The organism is Paenibacillus sp. FSL R7-0198 (assembly GCF_038000415.1).
Classification (GTDB): domain Bacteria; phylum Bacillota; class Bacilli; order Paenibacillales; family Paenibacillaceae; genus Paenibacillus.
In genome coordinates this window covers 5,116,909-5,140,071 of the sequence record NZ_JBBOCB010000001.1, presented here as the reverse complement: position 1 = coordinate 5,140,071, position 23,163 = coordinate 5,116,909, and the positions used below count along the sequence as shown (strand labels likewise).

Sequence of the window (23,163 nt, the reverse complement as noted above, 5' to 3'; positions counted from 1 at the left end):
AACAAGGAAGTTATTAACCTCCAGTACGTGCAAGTTCGCGCATATTCGCTTCAAATGCTGCAAGCAGCGCTGCTTCTCCCGTCAAACCTGTTGCCTGAATCCGTTCGATCTGTTCTGTCATACGTTTGAAGTCCTTCGGAATAACCCGAACGAACTGATTCAGCGCATCTTGCCAGTTATCCAGAACGCGCTGACCGACAGCACTTCCTGTATTGGCAACATGACGTTGAATCATGCCTCGCAGATCTGCACTTTCGGCCACATCTTCGATACGCTCCAAAAGAACCATTTCCAGATTACAACGTTTCAGGAATGTGCCTTCCGGATCATACACATAGGCAATACCTCCGGACATCCCTGCTGCAAAGTTACGACCTGTATCGCCCAGTACAACGACACGTCCACCTGTCATATACTCACAACCATGGTCGCCTACACCTTCAACGACGACTTTGGCGCCCGAGTTACGTACAGCAAATCGCTCACCCGCAATACCACGGATATACGCTTCGCCGCTTGTTGCTCCGTAGAGAGCCGTGTTACCGATAATGATGTTATCTTCCGCCTCAAACGTTGCTTTCGGAGAAGGCATCACGATCAGTTTACCTCCGGACAGTCCTTTACCTACGTAGTCATTGGAATCCCCTTCAACGGTCAAGGTCATACCTTTAGGTACAAAGGCCCCAAAGCTTTGTCCGGCAGAGCCGACAAATTTGAATTTAACCGTATCTTCAGGCAATCCTGCGAGTCCATATTTACGTGTGATCTCACTACCCAAAATGGTACCTACTGCACGGTTAACGTTTGTAATTGGAAGTACCGCTTCAACCGGTTGACCCGATTCAATAGCAGACTGTGCCAGTGGCAGCAATTGCTGCATATCCAGCGTTTCTTCCAATTGGTGGTTCTGATGCTGTGTACGGTAACGTGCAGAACCTTCCGGCATTTCAGGCACGTGCAGCAATACAGACAGATCCACACCTTTTTTCTTCCAGTGATCTACGGCTTCTACCGTTTCGAGGCAATCTGTACGTCCGACCATCTCCTGAATAGTACGGAAACCAAGATCAGCCATGATCTCACGCACATCTTCAGCGACAAATCGCATGAAGTTAACCACATGAGCCGGATCACCCATATAATTTTTACGCAATTCCGGATTCTGTGTCGCTACACCCACTGGACAGGTATCCATTTGACAGACACGCATCATGATACAGCCAAGTGCAACGAGTGGTGCTGTAGAGAAACCATACTCTTCAGCTCCAAGCAAGGCTGCAATCACCAAGTCACGGCCGTTAAGCATTTTACCATCTGTTTCGAGGACGACACGATCACGCAGATTGTTCAGCATCAACGTTTGATGTGTCTCTGCAAGACCCAGTTCCCACGGCATACCCGCATGACGGATCGAACCTTGCGGTGATGCACCTGTACCACCGTCATAACCACTGACGAGAATAATATCGGCACGCCCTTTGGCTACACCTGCCGCAATGGTACCCACACCTACTTCCGATACAAGCTTCACGTTGATCTCAGCGCGCGGATTGGCATTTTTCAAGTCATAGATCAACTCTGCCAGATCTTCGATTGAGTAGATATCGTGATGCGGTGGTGGCGAGATCAGACCTACACCCGGTGTAGATCCACGAACTTCAGCAACCCAAGGATACACTTTACGCCCTGGCAGCTGTCCGCCTTCACCTGGTTTAGCTCCCTGAGCCATTTTGATCTGAATCTCGTCGGCATTAACCAAATAGTTGGATGTAACACCAAAACGTCCGGATGCTACCTGTTTAATCGCACTGCGACGGGAATCCCCGTTGCTATCTTTAATGAAGCGAGCCGGATCTTCTCCACCTTCACCGGTATTGGATTTACCTCCAACACGGTTCATAGCGATGGCAAGATCTTCATGCGCCTCTTTACTGATCGAACCGAAGGACATTGCACCTGTTTTGAAACGACGCATGATATCTTCTACGGATTCAACTTCTTCGAGTGGAATGGAAGCTCCAACCGGTTTCAGCTTCAGCATGGAGCGAATGGTCAACAATTGATCATTCTCACCTTGTACAAGTTTGGAATATTTTTTATACAGCTTGTAATCCCCAGTGCGTACCGCATGTTGCAGGGTATGAATGGTTTGCGGATTGAACAGATGCTCTTCTCCGTCGTTACGCCATTGATAATCCCCACCGGAATCCAATACTTTATCGTTACCGTCTTTTTCAGTAAAGGCACGGTTATGATGTGTCAGCGCTTCGGCTGCCACTTCTTCCAGCCCAATTCCACCGATACGGGAAGGTGTCCAGGTAAAGTAACGGTCAACGAAATCTGATTTCAGACCTACCGCTTCAAAGATTTGAGCTCCACGATACGATTGAATCGTAGAAATCCCCATTTTGGACAACACTTTAGTAACGCCTTTGGTAGCTGCTTTAATGTAGTTTTTCACTGCTTTCTCATGCGAGATACCACGCAGCAACCCTTGCTGAATCATGTCATCCAGCGTTTCAAAGGCCAGATAAGGGTTCACGGCACTTACACCGTAACCCAGCAGCAACGCGTAGTGGTGAATATCACGCGGTTCTGCCGATTCGAGCATAATGCTGACTTTTGTTCTGGTTCCCTGGCGAATCAGATGGTGATGCAGACCTGCTACAGCAAGCAATGCAGGAATGGCAGCATTCTCTGCGTCCACACCGCGGTCAGACAGGATCAGAATGTTATGACCTTTGTCGATGACACGATCTGCAGCTTCGAAGAGCAAATCCATCGCTTTGCGAAGTCCTTCTGCTCCTTCCGCAGCGGTGAAGAAGATTGGAATCGTCATGGAGCGGAAGCCTGGGCGGCGCACATGGCGAATCTTCGCAAAGTCTTCATTGGACAATACCGGTGTATCCAGACGGATCTGGCGACAGCTCTCCGGTTCTGGATTCAACAAGTTGCGCTCAGGTCCAATGGTTGTTGCCGTAGACGTTACAATCTCTTCACGGATTGCATCGATTGGCGGGTTGGTTACCTGGGCAAACATCTGTTTAAAGTAGTTGTACAGACGCTGCGGACGATCCGACAGCACAGCCAGCGGTGCATCATAACCCATCGAACCCGTAGCTTCCATACCTGTTGTTGCCATGGGCTCCAGGATTTTACGCAGTTCTTCAAATGTATAACCATATGCCAGCTGAAGCTGGGTCACGTTATCATGTTTTGGATCAGGAAGTTCCGGTGCTTCCGGCAACTCGCTCAGATCCATCAAATGCTCATCAAGCCAATCCTGATACGGATTCTCGGCTGCAATGATTGCTTTTACTTCCTCATCCGCGATGATGCGGCCTTCTTGTGTATCCACAAGCAACATCCGACCTGGACGCAGACGATCTTTGTACAGGATCTCTTCCGGTGCGATATCAAGTACCCCAACTTCGGAGGACAGGATAATACGGTCATCCTTGGTTACATAATAACGAGCTGGACGCAAACCGTTACGGTCGAGTGTTGCACCAATTTGCAAACCATCTGTGAAGGCCATTGCTGCTGGTCCATCCCAAGGCTCCATCATTGTGCTGTGATATTCATAAAATGCTTTTTTGGCAGGGTCCATGCCTTCATCTGTGCTCCAAGGTTCAGGAACCATCATCATGGCCACGTGTGGCAGAGAACGGCCGCTCAGATACAGGAACTCCAGTGTGTTATCAAACATGGCTGTATCCGAACCGTCCGGATTGATGACCGGTTTTACTTTCGCGATGTCGTCACCAAACAATTCACTCTCGAACAAGGACTGTCTAGCATGCATCCAGTTCACGTTACCACGCATCGTGTTGATCTCACCGTTGTGGATCATGAAGCGATACGGGTGGGCACGTTCCCAGCTTGGGAAGGTGTTTGTACTGAAACGGGAATGCACAAGTGCAATAGCCGATTCAACAAGGTCTTGCTGCAGATCCAGATAGAACTCTCCTACCTGTTCCGTTGTCAGCATGCCTTTATATACAATTTTGCGACAAGACAAGCTTGGAAGGTAGAATGAACCGCCTTCTGCTTCATCTGCCGAATAACGAATAGCCAGCTCAGCGCGTCTGCGAATAACATACAGCTTACGCTCGAATCCAAGCTCATCTTTCACATCTGCGGATCTTCCAATGAACACCTGACGTACATAAGGTTTCGCTGCAAGCGCAGAACGGCCAAGCATTTCATCAAAAGTAGGAACATCCCGGAAACCCAGGAACGTCTGTCCTTCTTCTTCAATAATCTTCTTAAGGCTCTCTTCATGTGCACTACGAATGGCAGGGTCTTGGGAAAGGAACAACATCCCTACGCCATAGAACCCCTGTTCTGGCAATTCAAAACCAAGACGTTCCGCTTCCTGTGCAAAATAGCGATGTGGAATCTGAATCAGGATACCTGCTCCGTCGCCGGAATTCGGTTCACTTCCCTGTCCTCCACGGTGCTCCATGTTACTGAGCATGGTGAGCGCCTGACTAACGATATCGTGTGAAGGTACTCCTTTGATGTTGGCAACAAAACCCATTCCGCATGCGTCTTTTTCGAACTGCGGGTCATACAGACCCTGTTTTGGAGGTAATCCGATGTGTCTCATGGAACGCAACCTTTCTATAATGAAGTATTTCGGAAAGATCAAGAACATAGGCAACAGGCAACAATGAAACGGGAGGAGCTGGCCTTTCGCTTGCGATAGAGCCTGCTAGATAGAAGAGGTGACAGTATGAGACTGTCAAAAATAATGCCTGCTATTGGGCAGAAGCCATTGAATGAGATGAGCTGATCCGGACGATCCGGCAAACAGCATGTATAAATCAACACGCAGCCGCTGGCACGGCTACTGAAATGGAGCGACGTTTTTTTGATATAGTTCTATTATTTTAACACCGACCTAACATCAGCGCAATTTAAACTTTTTAATACCTCTGATAAGAAATGTTTTGCAGTACAGCTTTACAGTAGTGACGTTTAAATTCATCTCTTTTTCGAATAATTATACACTTTTTATGCCAGAGTACAACTGAATTAAATTGCTGACAGAAGAAAATCGTTCCATGTGCGGCCTAGGTTTATCCATAATTCCACCAAATTTTCACTGCTTAAGCCAGCGAAAATTTACTTCTCTATGCATTTGTATACAAAATAGCCTGCAACCCCTTTTTGGGGCCACAGGCTATTTGCACTATTTGACTACTATATTGCATAATTTCACTACAAGAAAATAAAGTTTTTTTCAAAAATATGACCCTGCTGAAGATCAGGTTCGACTTATGCCGTCACAACTTGACCAGAATCAGCCTGTTCGACTTCTTTTTTCGGACGTCTGCCATTCCAGAGGAAGTAAGCAAGCGTCAGCAGAATGGATACACCTGCATAGATGCTAAGAATTCCTGCCTGATGCCACATCACATCCAGATTACCACTCGATACCACGGCTTTGAAGCCCATAATGCTGTGTGTCATTGGCAACCAAGGGCTAAATGCCTGAAGCCATGATGGAATCAGTTCTACCGGGAAGGTTCCTGCACTCGCCGCAAGTTGGAAGACCAGCAGCAGAATGACAACATACCGTCCAGGCAGATCCAGCCAGGTTACAAGTGCCTGAACAATCAACATGAAGGTCAGCCCCGTAATAATGGTAAACAGATAGAACAGCCCTACGCTGTGCGTCTCCAGTCCAAGACCATATAACATGAAGCTTGCCACGATAACCGATTGGAAAATGCTCACCGAGCCAAATACCAGTGTCCGGCTGACAAAACGATTCCAGCCTGTTGCACCAGGTACGGACGTTTCCCGCATTTTCAATACAATCGTGGAAATCAACGATCCTACAAACAGACCGATCGACAGGAAGAACGGTGTCAATCCTGTACCATAATTGCTTACGTTCTCTGCTGTGTTCTCCGAGGAGTTCACCGGTTCAGCGAACATGTTCACTACATCATCCGTTTTCTTAACTTCGGATGTTTTCTGTGCGGCATCATTCAGCTTGGTTTCAAGTTCACTTGAGCCATCTTTTAGTTCAGTAAGACCGTCAGCCAGTTTACCTGCTCCATCACCCAGTTGCTTGGAACCATCGGTTAGTGAACTAACGCCACCACTTAGTTTACCTACACCCGTTTGCAAAGCTGTTGTCCCTGAGCCCAGCTGCTTGGCACCATCTGCAAGCAATGTACCGCCACTTGCAGCATCGCCCAGCTTGCCGCTGAACTGCTTCAGGCCATCGGAGAGCTTCGCTCCTCCTTGACTAAGCTGTCCGGCACCAGCCAGCAATTGCTTCTGACCATCCACCAGTTGGTTCGCACCAGCAAGAAGTTGCTCCTGGCCTCCATGAAGCTCGACTGCACCCGCAGCCAGTTGCTGGTTGCCCTGATGCAGCTGATCTGCACCTTGCGCCAGCTTCTGCTCGCTCTCATGCAGTTGTGCACTGCCATCAGCGACAGCCTCACTTGCCGCAAGCAGCTTCTGTACATCCGCATTTTCGGCCAGTTCGGGGTTCGATGCAGCAAGCTGTTTCAATCCGGCGGCTACGCCCTGTGCACCATCAGCAACCTTGGAGCTGCCATCTACAGCCGATTGCAAGCCTGTTGCCAGTGTGCCGCTGCCCTGAACGGCACTTTGCAGACCATCCGACAGCTTCGCACTGCCCTGTTCTGACGATTTCAGGCCAGACTGCAACTTACTTGTGCCATCCAGTGAAGACTGGAGTCCGGTTTCCAACTTGGCGCTGCCATCCTTCAACTGATCTGCCCCGCTCTGAAGCTGGCTCGAAGCAGCTGCCTGAAGCTGTTGAAGACCGGATACAAGATTCGATGTTCCACTTTCAAGCTTGGTTGCCCCTGTGTGCAGCGCGTTAACACCATCACTTAACGGAGAAAGTCCTTCCTGAAGTTCAAGCGTTCCGGATGCAAGCTTCGCCAGGTTATCCTTGAGCTTAACAGCACCATCATCCAGTTTGCCTGCGCCGGTATTCAGTTCACCTGCCCCATCGCCTGCCTCAGCCAAGCCATCCGATACTTCGGAGAACTTGTCGAGCAATGTCTCTGCATAGGATTCCGTTACTTTGGCTGAGACTTTTGCTTTCAGGTCCTTAATAGCGGTCTTACCGATCTGTGCACCGACAAAGCTGTAATTGCCATTCGGTTCATAGATCAGATCAGCCGGCTCCGGCTTGTCATCGAGCAATGTTGTTGCTTGGGATGAGAAGTTCTCCGGAATCGTAATTTGCATATAATATTTGTCATTACTCATGCCTTCTTTGGCTTGGCTTGCACTGACAAAATCCCATTTGAAATCGGCATTTTTCTTCAGTTCATCCACCAGATCACTACCTACATGGAGGGATTTGCCCTCCAGCTCAGCACCTTTATCCAGATTGACAACGGCAACCGGCATCTCATCCACATGACCATACGGGTCCCAATATGCCGCCAGATAGATGCCACTATACAGGATCGGTATAAACATAATTGCAATAACAGGGATCAACACCTTCGGGTTTCTCACGGCCGATCCCACATCCTTGAAAAACACGGATAAAGATTTCATGTCATTTTCTCCCCTTAATCTCTCTGCTCCATGAGCAGGAATAACCATAATGAAATACAATGTCGCATTCCAGAAAACATACTGAAACACGAAGTGACTACTTTCCTCAAACGGTCACTTCAGGGCAAAAAAACAACCTGTCTTCCGACAAGCCTCCCTGCTTGATACGCATAAAAATCCTTATATTATAGTAGATTAAATTCGGATTACGTTACAGCAGCAATTCCTTCCATTAAGAAAAGGCGAAAGTAAGTCTTAATTTCCTCTTTGCTCAGCGGTTGATGTTGTTTGCTCCAGTCTGAGGTTAATGCAATATACAGGCGAATCATCATAAATGCGACGACTTGCGGATCACAATCTCGAATCTCTCCATTGTCTTTTGCTTTCTCAAGCTCCTTAGCCAGAAAGTCGGAGATTACTTTCTCCACCTTGTCCAAACCTTCCTTGGCCTGCAGCGTTCCAAAGTCCTTCAGCTCCTGAGATAACTTAACGAGCAGATCGTGATCACGACGAAACTCCAACAAGGCATCCAGTACTCGAAACAGATTATCGAAAAATGCACTTTCCTGATGCACTTCACGATGCGCGATGTTCTTCATTTCCTGAATCACTTCTACAAGGATCTGATCAAACAATTGTTCCTTATTGGTGAAAAACGTATAGATCGTTCCTTTGCCAACGTTCGCAATCTTGGCGACCTGATCCATCGTCGTTGCTTTGTATCCAAACATGGCAAACGACTGGGCTGCTGCATGAATAACCTGCTGTCTCCTGTCAATCGGAGCCATCTAATCCCTCCTTTAATCGCACTCATTGTTCAATCGCTCTACATAAATGACCAAAAATACAATTCAGTCATTCGGTCAAAAACTACAATACCACCTTCGAAAACAGATTGCAACCCTAACATTTTAAAAATTGTGTTAATATTTTTTAACCTAAATGCAGTGGAAACTCCTTCTGTCGTCGTCTATAGTGTAAGATGACTCAGATAATACGTATATATAATGAAGTTTAGGTTGTCTCATTGTAAGATATATGGTGTAAATATTCATAGAAGAAACATGATTTTGCGCTTCAATGTATATTCATGTAGTAACGCATTCCATAGCTAGAATAAACAATGAATATCTTCATTTTGAATTAAAACTTATGAATAAAGGTGAACTCATGCGAAAACCAAGAGTGCTCTTATTATCGGAAGGTTTCGGTACCGGTCACACTCAGGCCGCTCATGCGCTGGCACATGGCATCAAAAAAGTCAGTCCACATGTTCACAGTCGTGTCATTGAACTAGGCAAATTTTTGAACCCAACCGTAGCTCCACTAATTTTCTCTGCATATCGAAAGACACTATCGGTTCAACCCAAACTGGTCAGCCTGTTGTACCGCACACAGTACAACAAATCTTTAAATGGTTTTACCAAGCTGGCGTTGCACCGAATTTTCTATACACAGACGGCACAGGTCGTATCCCAACTGAAACCCGATGCGGTGATCTGTACCCATCCTTTTCCGAATGCTGTCATCTCCCGGCTCAAACGCCAGGGTCTGAATATCCCACTCTATACCGTTGTGACGGATTATGACGTGCACGGAACATGGATTAATCCGGAAGTGAACAAATATCTGGTCTCTACCCCTCAGGTCAAAGCTTTGCTTGAGATCCGTGGTGTCGATCCCTCCCATATTCAGATCACTGGAATCCCTGTGCATCCAGACTTCTGGGAAGCAGGAGATAAGGTGAAGCTACGGGAAGAGATGGGACTTCAGAACATGCCTACGGCGCTACTTATGGGTGGTGGATGGGGACTTTCGTTTGATGAGGATCATATGAAAGCTCTCACGTCCTGGGCAGATCGTGTTCAATTGGTCTTCTGTCTAGGAAGCAATGAAAAAATGATCGCAAAAATGAAGGAAATGCCTTGCTTCCATCATCCGAATATTCGTATTCTGGGATATACACGGGAAGTAAGCAAACTGATGGATGTATCCGATGTGCTGATCACCAAGCCAGGTGGCATGACATGCACTGAAGCGCTGGCCAAGGGTCTACCGATGTTGTTCATTCCTCCGATTGCAGGTCAAGAGGAAGAGAACTGTGAATACTTTGTACAAGCCGGATACGGCCAGGTCATTCACTCTGCCGACGTGATCACCAATCGTTTCAGACAACTAGTGGAACAGGCGTCTACTCAAACTGAAAGCCCGCTGAACGTAGCACATATTTCAGGTAACCATTCGGCCTATGATCCGAAGTGCTGTGCTCAAGCTGTTCATAACTTATTGTTCCCGACTACGGCAGAAGTCACAACAACCTCCGTGGAGCGCTTCACAGCCGGAATTGCTGCCACGTCCTTGTCAGGTACCAGAATACCATTCTGACGCCTCTATGGACCTATAGAACAGCTCTCACGAGGTGTTATAGGGGACAAGACAATTGCTCACGATGTACAAAGAAGGTTCCCTTCCGAATTTTTGGAAGGGAACCTTCTTTTATTTTCACTAATTCCACCGTATGATTTGGCAGAAAAAAGGGTAATTTAGAGTATAACAATATTTTAAATAACGAAATAAAACTACTTAAATAACGAAATAAAACTACGATTCAGGCTTTTTAAAGGGCCGTGTGATGCACACACAGTTAACTACCCTGCCTGTTTGCAGAATTTACGGGTCGATTACTTGTAAAAAGTATGATGACCGATCGTTTTTACTTTTTTCTGCGAGCGAGCAACTGTCAGATCGTCAGCAAGCGTCAATGATAAGAAATAATACGTATCATCGGCAACTTCCTTCTTCCCGTTCAACGCAGCATTCACTGCTTTGATGCTGTCCTCGTTGGGAACCACACGTTTCATACGTCCGTTCGCTACAGGACTAAACTGGGATTTCTGATAGATGACCTTGTAAATGGTATCGGGAAAATTGGCTGACCGCAGCCGGTTTAAGACAACATTGGCAACTGCCACTTTGCCTTCGTACGGTTCACCTTCCGCTTCTGCCATGACGATTTTTTGCAGCAGATGCAGTTCTTTATCGGACACACTGTATGACCAGGTTGCGAGTTTCGAGTCTTCCTGGTTCAGAAGTTTGGTCCGTGTAAAGTATAGTTTTTGGGGGGGAGTTGTTACAGCAGCGACTTCTTTGGCACGTTTCACTTTGGCCAATTTCAGTGCAGCTTCTTTTTTGGCTTTGACCGCAGCTACCGCTCTAGCTTTGTTCTTGGCCTTGGCTTCTTGCAGTTCCTGCTCTTCTTGAGCAGTCGTAAGCCAGTTCTTCGCTGGCAGAGATTCAGTCCACGCCACGGTTTGGGCAGACAGATTAGAAGACAGACTTGTCCCATCTTCCATCATGCGCCTCTCTTCTTGCGTAGATGTTTGGTTATTTTGCACAGAAGCCGCAAGTTCGGTCATCTGTTTACTATCACTAGCTTCATTCCACTTCCCCGTCGCCTGAACGACATTTACCCCCACTATACATACAAGCAGCACTGATAACATCGGTGCTACCCAACGATTTTTGCTTATAATGTTCATTCGAAGATTCCTCCTGTCGAAACAATTCCCTTAACTAAGTAACCCAAAAAAAAGAATTTGAATAACGATGGCTAATATTACATAGGGATAAACGTTATGTCAATGTGATTTTATGGCATAAAAATGATTATCAGGAAAAAGCGAACGTATCCACGACCTCATACATTGGCGATTGGCCCAGCCTTGTCACATAAAGTACAATGTCCTTCACCATCCATGAATTAGCACCTGTGGAATGTTCCGGAAGCACCCCAGATACCCCTTTATTTTCATTACCTGGAAGCTGTCCCAGATATTTTCTGGCAATGGTAATGTGGGGAGCATAAGGTCTTAATTCAGCTTCATACCCAAGGGGCGAAGTCGCCTGCACGATTTGTTTTTGCAATGAAAACAAGTGCTCTATCTCTCCGTTAACACCTTTCCAAAGCACCTTAGGTGCTTCTTCAAGTCCAAATGTGCCCCAATCGGAAAGCTGAAGTTCAAACCGCTGAAATCCGCTTGCTGCTGAGCGCAATGCTTTTCGCAGGTGCCCGATGTCACTAACTAACGTATCCCCCAGAAATTGCAAGGTTATATGATAATCTCTATGATCTGTCCATTTACGAAAATCTAGCTTGTTCTGTACAAGCCTTGCATCCATCTGAAGAGACTGCTGAACAGCAACAGGAAGACGAATTGCTACAAACAATCTTTCCCGTCGGGATGAATGATCCTGATGTGATTGGTTATTCATTGCATACACCTCTCTAAAGTTCGCTCTATTATTTCATGACTATACATATCGTTTCAAGTTGGGTAAGTATAGAGTGACACAAATATAACCATTTGCAAATAAGGCTAGATTCCTGCATTTCCCACCTTAATGCACATCCAACGCCAAATCTGATACACTTTAATTATCAAACTCATCAAACTATTTATCTCAGGAGGACCACACATTATGGGTAAAATTGTATGTTTTCCATCTCTATCCGAAGAACAGCAACAACGCATTCAGAATGCTGCACCGGGATACACCCTGAAATTCGGAAAAGCCAAGGAATTGGACCCTGCTGAGTTGAAAGAAGCTGAGATTATTCTCGGCTGGTCCCCACTCGTCACAGAACATGCATTGAAACAGAACAGCCTGTTGAAGTGGGTTCAGGTCTGGTCTGCCGGTGTGGACAATCTCCCCTTCGCAGATTTGCAACAAAAGAACGTTCAGGTCACCAGTGCAAATGGAGTTCACGCGATTCCAATCACCGAAATTATTCTGGGCATGATGTTATCCCACAGTCGCTGGCTGAGACAAGCTATGCTGCATCAACAGCAGGCCGAATGGAAAGCTCCTGCCAAACCACTGCCGGAACTGCATGGCAAAACAGCAGTCATCGTTGGTGTAGGTGAGATTGGCACAGAAACAGCCCGTATTCTCAAAGCCCTCGGCATGCGTACGATCGGAGTTCGCCGCTCAGGTAAGGATGTCCCCAATGTGGACCAAATGTACGACATGACCGGTTTACATGAAGCCTTGAGCCAGGGCGATTATGTAATTAACATTTTACCGCTAACTGATGAAACCAAACATATATATGATCAAACTGCATTTGAGCAGTTCCGATCCGGTGCCTGCTTCGTCAATGTCGGCCGTGGCCCCAGTGTGAATACGGAAGCGTTGCTGAATGCACTCCAAAGCGGCCAGGTTGCCTTCGCAGCACTGGACGTGTTCGAAGAAGAACCTCTTCCTGCAGACCACCCGCTATGGGGCATGGATAACGTGTTAATTACGCCTCATATCGCAGGAAGTACAGAGCAATACGCGGATCGAGCAGTCGATATTTTCGTCAAAAATCTGGAAGCTTACATCGCTGGCGATACCCTGCCGGTGAACCTCGTGGATTATAGTCATAAATATTAACACAAACACCCGTTCCCATGCAATATTGTGCAAATCAGATCAGCGATATCAATTGAACTAAAGAATATTTCTGTCCTCTACGTTCTCGTCTAAACAGTTAGTTCAATGGATATTGTAAGCAATAAAAAACTCTACCTCTGGAAATTTCCTCAGAGGTAGAGTTTTTGTTTTTTTGCGCTTATATACACAGCCAAATATGACGTATAAACGTGCCTTTGTTTACTGTTCGGTACTCTTTTACAGTCCATCCCGCTTCCAACAAGTGCTCTTCTACCCACTCTGTGGAAACAACCACTGCCCGTTTTGCCAATCTGCGCAAACTCTCCAGCATGGCTCGTTGCTCACCATCTGGAAGTACAGAGCAGAGATTATAAGGCATGTCCAGAATTGCTGCATCATACAGATCTTGCAGTTCATTCATATCCCCCAGTGTGATTCGATCCGAATCATATCCATAATGCGGTAGATTGATACGTGCACCTCGGACAGCCAGGGGATTCAGATCGTTACCTTTTGCATCAATTCCCATGGATAAAGCTTCAATGACAACCGTTCCCATACCACAGCATGGATCAAGTAACCGATGGTTTTCTACTCTCGGAACAGCAATATTAACCAGCGCTCTCGCAAGCGTGATGCCAAATCCAGTTGAGTAATTTTGCGGCTTCTGCCGATGAACCTGCCATGATCGATCAGCTTCTGTCCACTGGCCCAAGATCCATTTTTCTCCTGTTCGGATTAGGCCGAAAGTCACCTTAGGTTGCTTCATCTGTGCCTTGCCTTTAATGCACATACCAACTTCTTTTTCCAGTTGGCGAGACTGTTCATAATCAGGGGCATGATCGCCTTCTTTCAGACAAACTACCTTAAATGTCTCTTCTGGCAACAGATGAATCTCTTTGGCAAGAGGAAGCAGATCAGTCACGCTGCCCCCTTCGCCGATCACGTCCAGTCTGCCGTGAATAAAAGGGCTGCGTCCAGGTGGAATACATCGTTCAGACCACACATACGACCCCATATCCATACGGATCTCTGAACTCGGTTCAAGCAGCGTATTCAGCTCCAGCATGCATAATTCGCGCTCGTTCTCGTGGCAAGCAAAGGTGTAGAGGTGTTTCCCAGAAGTACCGTGTGTACCCAGTGTTTCATCAGGCAAAATCCTCCTCCCCTTCCTTCATTAATCACGTTTCTTCTATATAAATAGTAAGCTCATTGAAGACATATCAAATATCGGCTGTTACGAAAGCTTCAGGTAGTCATTGTATACAATGTTAGACCGCTAGACAACAAAAAATAAAAACACCCTCGTCCTGATCGGGACGAGAGTGCTCTTTAATTAGATCAAACCGGATATTTTCAATAAGCGTTCTACAATAGCTGCAACTTCGGCTCGTGTCATATTAGCTTTAGGTGCAAGCATAGCCTCGCTACGACCAGTAACAATTCCGGCATTCAGCACATTCTCGATGTCATCTGTTGCCCATGAAGAAGCTTTTACTGCATCTTCAAAAGCAAAGATTCCTCGTTTGGAACTATTCATAGCGAGCTTTTCATCCACCCCTGTGATCGTCATCGCTTTGGCGATGATCACCATCGCCTGCTCACGCGTAATTTTATCAGTGGGATGGAAGGTTCCATCTTTAAATCCATTAATCAGACCATAGTTGTACGCTGTTTGAATGGCAGAATTATACCAAGCCGCAGCACTTACATCGCTAAAGACTGTGCCACTGTCTTTCAGCTTCAAGCCAAGCCCCCTAACCATAACTGCTGCAAACTCAGCACGCGTAATGTCATCGTCAGGATTGAACAGCCCATTGCCTACTCCATTAATAACCAGTCGCGAGCCCATGTTATTCACTGAATCCTTGGCCCAATGCTTCGCTACATCTTCGAATTCAAGAGGGTTCCAGATGATGGAGTATGCACTGTTCGTTAAGCTGTTAATTGTGGCGTAATATTTCCCGTCATTTCGGATTACTTTCGTAGGAACATGGCGAACCGCTCCATCGGGCTCTACTACAATTCCGGTTGTAATCTGATTGGGATTAACTCCATCAGGTATGGCGATGGTACGTTCCACATAAGCATTAAAATGAGTTACAGGAATAACTTTATCACCATAAATTCCGCGTATTGAGAAATCAAGGGATGGAGCAACAAGCTTGAAGTTACCTTTATTGGCGGAACTTTGGACAACGTTCAACATATCGTCGTTCAAAGCACCCACTTCAACCTGGATTGTGACATCCTTGAGGTCGATCGTTTGACCGAGTTGCTTGGCAATCTCACCCACATTAATACGCAAAGCAGGAATGGTATAAGTTGCAAGCTCCGTTCTAATCTCAAGAATGGCTTGCTTTTCTTCCATACTTTTAATCATCTGTCCTGTCAACTCACCAATTATAATATCAGATTTATTCGAACTAAACGGAATCGTTATAACTGCCCCTTGGCCTTCACTGGCAAGTTTGCTTTCAAAGACAGACTGGTCAACCCTGATCGTTGTAACCTGTCGATTATTAACCGTCGTATCCGTAGCTACTCCGATTTTCTCCAAACGGCCGTTGATCCAAATATCCACACCCTTGCCGACTTCAGTTGGTGGGGTTGTTGAAGTTGGTTGCTGCGTCGTTGAATTCGATGGTACTGTTGATCCCCCTCCGCCACTGGAGGCAACAACGGGTATAACCGTATTTGAGTTAACCGAAGCTTCACTCGCTCCAACTGCATTTAATGCTTTTACAGTAAATCGATAGCCTGTTCCGTTCGTCAGGCCTGTTACCGTAATTGGACTGGATATCCCTGTTGCAACAATCTGACCAGATTGATCAAGGATTTGATACCCCGTAATCATACTTCCACCATTATTGGCAGGAGCAGTGAATGTGATAGTTGCTCTGCCATCTCCGGCTATAGCTGAAATATCCGTCGGTATTCCCGGTAACGTTTGTGGTGTTGCCTGCTTTTCATTAGAAAGCGCACTGTTCCCGCCCGCATAAACAGCTTTTATTACAAAATAATACGTTGTTCCGTTTGTTAAGCCTGTAACATCATATTCGAACACTGAATTACTCACGGAAGCAATTTCTGTTCCGTATGCGCCGGATTGAAGAGCTTGGTAGATTTTATAACCCGTTGCGCCATTTGAAGGGCTCCACTGCAAGCTGACTCGTGCATTTTGAACAACGGCCTCTGTTAAGAGGGGGGCTTCACCGATCGTCGGCGTGGAATCACTCACCGTCACAGTCAGCACTTGCGCCGCTCCTGCGCTAAAGTTGAACGTCAGGCTTGTTGTGCCCTCCGTTTGCTGCGCCAGATAGGCTTTGCTAATTGTCACCACGTTACCGGACAACGTGTAGTCTGTTCCAGCTGTCAGCGTTGTTGCTCCATTCGTGATGCTGCTCAGCGTGTTGCCGTTTAGCGTCAGAGTTACGCTCACATCTGCTTGCGCTGACGTTTCTTTATCAAAGCTTGCTGTTGTTTGGCTCAGACTGCTGTCTTCTGGTTCAGGTGGCGTGGAATCACTCACCGTCACGGTCAACACTTGCGAAGCTCCCGCGCTAAAGTTAAATGTCAGGCTTGTCGTGCCCTCCGTTTGTTGCGCCAGATAGGCTTGGCTGATCGTCACCACGTTACCAGACAACGTGTAGTCTGTTCCGGCTGTCAGCGTTGTTGCTCCATTCGTGATGCTGCTCAGCGTGTTGCCGTTCAGCGTCAGGGTCACACTCACATCTGCTTGCGCTGACGTTTCTTTATCAAAGTTCGCTGTTGTTTCGCTCAAACTGCTGTCTTCTGGTTCAGGTGGCGTGGAATCACTCACCGTCACAGTCAACACTTGCGCCGCTCCCGCGCTAAAGTTGAACGTCAGGCTTGTCGTGCCCACCGTCTGCTGTGCCAGATAGGCTTTGCTGATCGTCACCACGTTACCAGACAACGTGTAGTCTGTTCCGGCTGTCAGCGTTGTTGCTCCATTCGTGATGCTGCTCAGCGTGTTGCCGTTCAGCGTCAGGGTCACACTCACATCTGCTTGCGCTGACGTTTCTTTATCAAAGCTGGCTGTTGTTTCGCTCAGACTGCTGTCTTCTGGTGCAGCTGGCGTGGAATCGCTCACCGTCACGGTCAACACTTGCGCCGCTCCTGCGCTAAAGTTGAACGTCAGGCTTGTCGTGCCCTCCGTTTGCTGCGCCAGATAGGCTTTGCTAATTGTCACCACGTTACCGGACAACGTGTAGTCTGTTCCAGCTGTCAGCGTTGTTGCTCCATTCGTGATGCTGCTCAGCGTGTTGCCGTTTAGCGTCAGAGTTACGCTCACATCTGCTTGCGCTGACGTTTCTTTATCAAAGCTTGCTGTTGTTTGGCTCAGACTGCTGTCTTCTGGTTCAGGTGGCGTGGAATCACTCACCGTCACGGTCAACACTTGCGAAGCTCCCGCGCTAAAGTTAAATGTCAGGCTTGTCGTGCCCTCCGTTTGTTGCGCCAGATAGGCTTGGCTGATCGTCACCACGTTACCAGACAACGTGTAGTCTGTTCCGGCTGTCAGCGTTGTTGCTCCATTCGTGATGCTGCTCAGCGTGTTGCCGTTCAGCGTCAGGGTCACACTCACATCTGCTTGCGCTGACGTTTCTTTATCAAAGTTCGCTGTACCTGGACTGATCGCCGATGAAGAAGTTACCGATGTCGCCAAGACCAGTTTGTTCGGCCCGGATACAATAATCTCATCGTTTACACTCATTAACGCAGATGCTCCCAATGTGTTATCCAAACTAGATGAGGTATACCAAGTAACCCCGTCATCATTGGAATAATAAATATCATTGACCTCATAAGTGCTATTTGTAAGTAATGCATATAACGTGTTGTCTTTCTTCCCTATAAATGTTGATCCACCATACAACAAATATCCACCCGTGAACCGAGCAGAAGACCATGTCACCAGATCAGGGCTCGTACAAGTAATCACCTCGTAGGTTGATGAATCGTACCCTAGCAGGATATACTGACTTCCGTCATAAATAATATTCCCCATAAAATCGGTGGTATTTGGATAATCGCCCGAACGATCTGTCCAATGAATTCCATCTGGTGAAGTTAGAATAGCCACTTCACTAATATTTCCATTGGAGTTATAAGAATTGCCTAAAGCCACAAATTCATTGTTAATATAGGTAACAGAGGATAGATAATTCAATAAACTGGATGGAACTGTCTGACTGGTCCATGTTACACCATCCATAGAAGTCTCAATAACCGCCTGATTGGAGACTGCACCAACAGTAACGAAGAGCCCAGCCCCGTATGCAATATCGGTCAAATATTCCGTACCCATCAAGCTGCTCTGAAGCCCCCAGTTGGTACCATCAGAAGAAGTAGCCAAGCTTGTCTCTCCATGATACGGTCCAGCAACTGCTACATACTTACCATTCCCCTGAGCTACAGATGTAAACGCATCCGCTTGTCCGGACATCTCTACCTTCGTCCATGAAGACAAATCAGTCGAAATCCAGATCGTTCCTTCTTTCCCTAACTGTCCAGCCGCAATATACTTGCTGCCATCAAATATAATTTCGTTAAAATTACCGCCCCATTTATACTTCCAGTCGGAGCCCGTATCCGAGACGCTCAATCCCTCGTTACCAAGCAAAAAATATTTGCCGTTTATATACTCTGCTTGCTGATCAACAAATTCTCTCTCGTAAGGCTGCAACGTCCAATTGATTGCATCCGTTGATGTATAAACTGCCCCATACTTGCTTCCCTCGCTACCAAACAAATAATACGTAGTTCCATCATAAAAACCTTTTCGCATCTGGTTGGTTCCAGTTGAAAAAGTCTGTTTAAATGGAGGACCCATTAGGGTGAATGTCACGAGATCCGTAGAGGTCCAGATGAATCCACTAATATCGGCCATAAAATAACGATCATTCATCCATTTCAGGAAATTGGCTCCATTAGCTGGAATAGAATCCGGAGTGTATGGCTGGATTGAAGTCCAGTCGGTACCCGTAGTTGTCGAATAAATCTTTCCTTCTTCACTGGAAAATGCTAACCGAGTTCCGTTATTCCCCACCGTCACCTGTGTAAGTTGTTTATCAGCACCTATTCCCGTTGGGATAACGGTGGTCCAGTTCGTTCCATCCGTTGAAGTGAGATATCTACCTTTCGCAAGTGCATAAAAAGCCCCTGTACCGTTAAAGGTTAAAAATTCAATCCGGTATAACAGAAGATCCGTGCCCGACGCACGTTGCGTCCAATCCTCCCCGTTAGCAGAACTGAGGATAACCCCATCACTACCGACAGTGACAAAGGCGCCATTACCATAAGCAACACCATAAAAAGTAAAACTGGAGGGATCTGTTACCCCGGTATAATTAATGTCCGCAATTGTTTTTACATTCTCCCAATGATCAGCATCGGCAGATTGAATAATCGTTCCCTTTTCGCCAACAGCGATATAGCGTCCGTTACCATATGCTGCATCTGACATCGAACCGGTAGGTAGCGTCTCTTTACTCTTCGTTACAAAGGAGTGAGGCACAGCAGGAGCAGCGTAAATATAAGGCGCACCGGCTTGAATCATCGTTAGAAAAGCAAGTAATACCATTCCTGTTCGTGAAAAAATCGATGACTTAAACCTTCTTGTCATAGTTCTTTGCCTCCATAATCATACTTATCAAATTCATATCAAATTCCAATTACACACTTCCACTGTCTCTTTTCCGCTTTACCCCATTCCAGAGTTGAAGTGAACGTAGACCTCCTTCCACCGGTATTTTCCTCCCCCTGTTTCTTGCACTTTTCGAAACCTCATACAACAGGTAGAATGATACACTTTTAAATTCGATAAAATTTTTAAGAATTCCTTTTAAAAATATATCGAAATCATATTTTTTTTGCATTTTTTTGTCGAATTACGATATATAAGCTGTTAATATCTACTTAATTTACTCCAGATACTTATTAAATTGGTTATTAAGGCCTATTTATTATAAAATTTCAGTCTTACGTTTTCCCTTCTATCGAATCAACTGACGGAAACTAACAGTTCATCAAAAAAACAAGGCCTCCCCTGTATTTGGGAAAACCTTGTTTTTGGAAACGACTTTATGTTTCTTTTATTATAAGAAGAAAGTTATATTTTTAATTTTTCAATGGATGTAAGCAAATCTTCCGATAATTCTTTCAGACTTTGAATGTTGCCGCTAATCGTTTCCATGGAACTTACTTGCTCTTCCGCCGATGCAGAAACTTCTTCCACACTCGCTGCCGATTGTTCCGAAACAGCGGAAATCTGCTGACTGAAATCATTCATTCGTCCGCTTGCTTCCTGCATGCCTGCCAGTCCATCTGTCATCGTGCTGATGACACCAACCATGCCTTCTACCGATTCGTTAATTGTACGGAAGAGTTGACCTGAAGCAAGCACATGTTCCTGACCCAGTTCGGTCTCCTGAACGCCCGTACGTAATTCCGCAACCACCCCTTGTGACTCTTGCTGAATATCCTCGGTAATCACCGTGATCTCTTCAACCGAAGTCTGCACAGCCTCAGATAACTTCCGCACTTCTGATGCCACTACAGCAAATCCACGTCCACTCTCTCCCGCACGTGCTGCCTCAATAGATGCATTCAATGCAAGCAGATTGGTTTGGCGTGCAATGTCATGAATGACCTGAACCAGTTTGGAAATATCTTCATTTTTACGATTCAACCGTTCCATCTTGTTCATGGAAGCCGAGACCGAACCGGAAATCTGTTGCATCTGCTGCACCGACTGTTCCATCGCCTTGCGACCATTCAGCCCTTGTTCCAGTACAAGATCCGACATGACGCGCAGCTGGCTGCCTTGTTCCGTATGATTTTGAATGTGATCATTCAACGCTTCAACCGTCCGGGCTGATTCCACGGCTGTCTCTGCCTGGCTCTCTGCGGCCTTGGCTGACTCTTCCATGGTCACAGCAATTTGACGACTACCAATCTTAACCTCTTCTGAGGATATTGCCAGTTCCCCACTTTGCAGATTGACAGCTTCCGCAATTCGTCTGACGCTCAGAACCATGGAAGTCAGGTTACCTTTCATGTCATTCACCGCTTTGGCCAGAACACCGACTTCATCCTCATGTTTGGTATGTATGTCCTGAACATTCAATTGGCCTTCTGCAATCAGTTTCACCGCACTAATGACACGTAGCAGTGGTTTCACGACTTGTGAACGAATAATCGGAATGCTGATCGCTGTAATGACAATCATGACAAGAACACCGATAATGATGCTTAACCTACCATCCTGCACCGATCTGATCGTTTGGGCCGCCGCAAGATTGGACTGTTCCTGATTGTATTCCACGAGATAATCGAGATCGACTTGCATGGTGTCAAAGGAATCAGCACCTTTATCAGCTACTTCCTTCGCCAGCTGTGTCTGACCCTCATCACTCAGCTTAATCGATTGCGTATTAATCTTGAGATATGCTTCCCACTTGTTCTTGAACGCAGTCCAGTGTTCGAGCTCTTCCGGAGACTTCTCCTGCTGATCATAGATTTTAATCGCCTGCGTCGTTTCACGAATATACTTGGTACGCTCTTCTGACAAGGATGCCTTGTCTGTTTCTTCCGCGTCAAAGTGACGATAACTTAGTGACAGGACATGCTCTGTGGTATAATTTAACCGGTTAATTTGCTGGATTGATGGCATCCAATTGTTCGTAATTTCATTAGTGTTGGTTTCAATTGAATTCATCCGGGTGACAATCGTGACACTCAAAATAATTAAACAGAGGATTAACAAGTAGAACGCGATGCTGATACGCAGACCGATACTCTTGATCTTAAATCTGCTGAACATATGATTTCCCCCTTGACCTCTTCGGTCATCCCGAATTCAGGTGCTTTTGTCATTGTTTTCCCCTTCTTTTGACCTCTTGTCAAAAGAGCTTATCTATATTATATCGATAGGAAAATAGACGTAAAGTATTATAACATTATTTTGTCATTAAGATGCTTGGTTTTGTAAAAGATTGTTGAATCTTGACAAAGTCCAAACCGAAGAGCTGCAGCATACGGTAAAGTCCCGATCTGCAGCTCTTCGGTTTGTTCGGATTTCAACGGCTAACATCATAAAGCGATCAGCCTAGTTCAGTATTGCTGTCTTATGCTCAGCCAGCAATCGATATGAATCCAACCTGCGCTCATAATCTGGTCCTGCCGTAACCAGAAGCAACCTCTCCGAATCCAGCCTGCGACTCACCTGTTGCAATCGAGCCCATACCTGCTCAGGTGTACCTGCATAGTGCCGTACCGATTCATTTTGATCACTAACGGCTTCATCACTCGTGTTAGAGACCGCGATACCACTTGAATTCGGCTCCGTTGAACGTTCTTTCCCATCCAGCTTGCGCCTCTCCGCCATGTCACGACTCCAGTCCAAAGCATCCGTCTCTGACTCGGCACACAATACGCTCACTGCCACCATAACCTCAGGCACCTTCATCGTTGCACTGGGAATAAATCCTTCTCGGTATCTCCTTACAGCCTCTGTACCATCGGCATCACTCATGAATTGACCAAAGACATATCCCATGCCAAACCGTGCCGCAAATTCTGCACTCTTCACGTTAGTTCCCAACATCCAGAGTGATAACGGAAGCTTGGGAATCGGACGAGCTGTCACGGGATGATCATCGTACATGTAGCGGTCTTCGAGCAGTTCCGTGAGTGCTGCGAGCGATTCAGGCAGCTTGGACACATGCTGCAAGTAATTGCCACTGAGTGCCATCGTGGCATGAGGTCCACCGCCAGGAGCACGTCCGAGCCCAAGCTCAATGCGCCCCGGATAGAGCGCAGCCAGCAGGCGGAACGACTCCGCAACCTTGAGCGGGCTATAATGCGGCAACAAGACCGCACCAGAGCCAAGCTGGATCGTTGTTGTCCTTGCTCCGATGTGCGATAACAGTACTTCGGGAGAGGCCGATGCCAATTCAGCCATATCATGATGCTCTGACGTCCAGTATCGTACGTATCCCCAAACCTCGGCATGTTGCGCAAGTGTCACCGATTGTTGAAGCGCCTGTTCCGCTGTGGCATCGTTTAACCTTGGAACAAGGTCAAGTACGCCCAGACTGAACGTCTCACTCATTCGCTTAGCCACGCGTCTCATCTCCC

General features: G+C 46.5%; 11 protein-coding genes. 2 read left to right on the top strand and 9 right to left on the bottom strand.

What is annotated here, in order from left to right; all coding sequences use genetic code 11:
• Positions 1–13: 13 nt before the first annotated feature.
• From gltB to MKY87_RS22225, 3 genes are all read right to left on the bottom strand, one after another.
• Positions 14–4,612: a glutamate synthase large subunit gene (gltB, locus tag MKY87_RS22235; protein WP_340966246.1), complete on the bottom strand. Its 4,599-nt coding sequence runs from the start codon at positions 4,610–4,612 to the stop codon at positions 14–16.
• Between the two features lie 671 nt (positions 4,613–5,283).
• On the bottom strand, positions 5,284–7,566 hold the full coding sequence (locus MKY87_RS22230) for a YhgE/Pip domain-containing protein (protein WP_339785687.1): 2,283 nt from the start codon (positions 7,564–7,566) through the stop codon (positions 5,284–5,286).
• A 206-nt stretch (positions 7,567–7,772) separates the two neighbouring features.
• Positions 7,773–8,354 carry a TetR/AcrR family transcriptional regulator gene (locus MKY87_RS22225; RefSeq protein WP_036611349.1) on the bottom strand — a complete coding sequence of 194 codons (582 nt, stop codon included), beginning with the start codon at positions 8,352–8,354 and terminating at the stop codon, positions 7,773–7,775.
• 382 nt (positions 8,355–8,736) lie between these two features.
• On the opposite strand from MKY87_RS22225, the gene MKY87_RS22220 reads away from it, so the two are divergent.
• On the top strand, positions 8,737–9,951 hold the full coding sequence (locus MKY87_RS22220) for an MGDG synthase family glycosyltransferase (RefSeq protein ID WP_339785689.1): 1,215 nt from the start codon (positions 8,737–8,739) through the stop codon (positions 9,949–9,951).
• A 296-nt stretch (positions 9,952–10,247) separates the two neighbouring features.
• On the opposite strand, the gene MKY87_RS22215 is transcribed toward MKY87_RS22220, so the two are convergent.
• Both MKY87_RS22215 and thpR read right to left on the bottom strand, forming a co-directional pair.
• Positions 10,248–11,105, bottom strand: coding sequence for a cell wall hydrolase (locus MKY87_RS22215; protein ID WP_340966244.1), 858 nt, complete (start codon positions 11,103–11,105; stop codon positions 10,248–10,250).
• A 130-nt stretch (positions 11,106–11,235) separates the two neighbouring features.
• Positions 11,236–11,838 carry an RNA 2',3'-cyclic phosphodiesterase gene (gene thpR / locus MKY87_RS22210; protein WP_340966241.1) on the bottom strand — a complete coding sequence of 201 codons (603 nt, stop codon included), beginning with the start codon at positions 11,836–11,838 and terminating at the stop codon, positions 11,236–11,238.
• Between the two features lie 207 nt (positions 11,839–12,045).
• Between thpR and MKY87_RS22205 the strand changes: the two genes are divergently transcribed.
• Positions 12,046–13,002 (top strand): D-2-hydroxyacid dehydrogenase, encoded by a 957-nt coding sequence (locus tag MKY87_RS22205; RefSeq protein WP_340966239.1) that lies wholly within the window; start codon positions 12,046–12,048, stop codon positions 13,000–13,002.
• Between the two features lie 178 nt (positions 13,003–13,180).
• Here MKY87_RS22205 and MKY87_RS22200 read toward each other — a convergent pair whose 3' ends face one another.
• The 4 genes from MKY87_RS22200 to MKY87_RS22185 form a co-directional block, all read right to left on the bottom strand.
• Entirely contained in the window at positions 13,181–14,158 is a 978-nt protein-coding gene (locus MKY87_RS22200; RefSeq protein ID WP_340966237.1) for a TRM11 family SAM-dependent methyltransferase, read from the bottom strand.
• A gap of 180 nt (positions 14,159–14,338) precedes the next feature.
• Complete coding sequence (locus tag MKY87_RS22195; RefSeq protein WP_340966235.1) at positions 14,339–19,648, bottom strand: X2-like carbohydrate binding domain-containing protein; 5,310 nt, start codon at positions 19,646–19,648, stop codon at positions 14,339–14,341.
• A 486-nt stretch (positions 19,649–20,134) separates the two neighbouring features.
• A complete protein-coding gene (locus tag MKY87_RS22190; RefSeq protein ID WP_340966233.1) occupies positions 20,135–21,847 on the bottom strand; it encodes a HAMP domain-containing methyl-accepting chemotaxis protein in 1,713 nt (570 codons plus the stop codon).
• A 285-nt stretch (positions 21,848–22,132) separates the two neighbouring features.
• Entirely contained in the window at positions 22,133–23,137 is a 1,005-nt protein-coding gene (locus tag MKY87_RS22185; RefSeq protein WP_340966231.1) for an MsnO8 family LLM class oxidoreductase, read from the bottom strand.
• Positions 23,138–23,163: the final 26 nt, after the last annotated feature.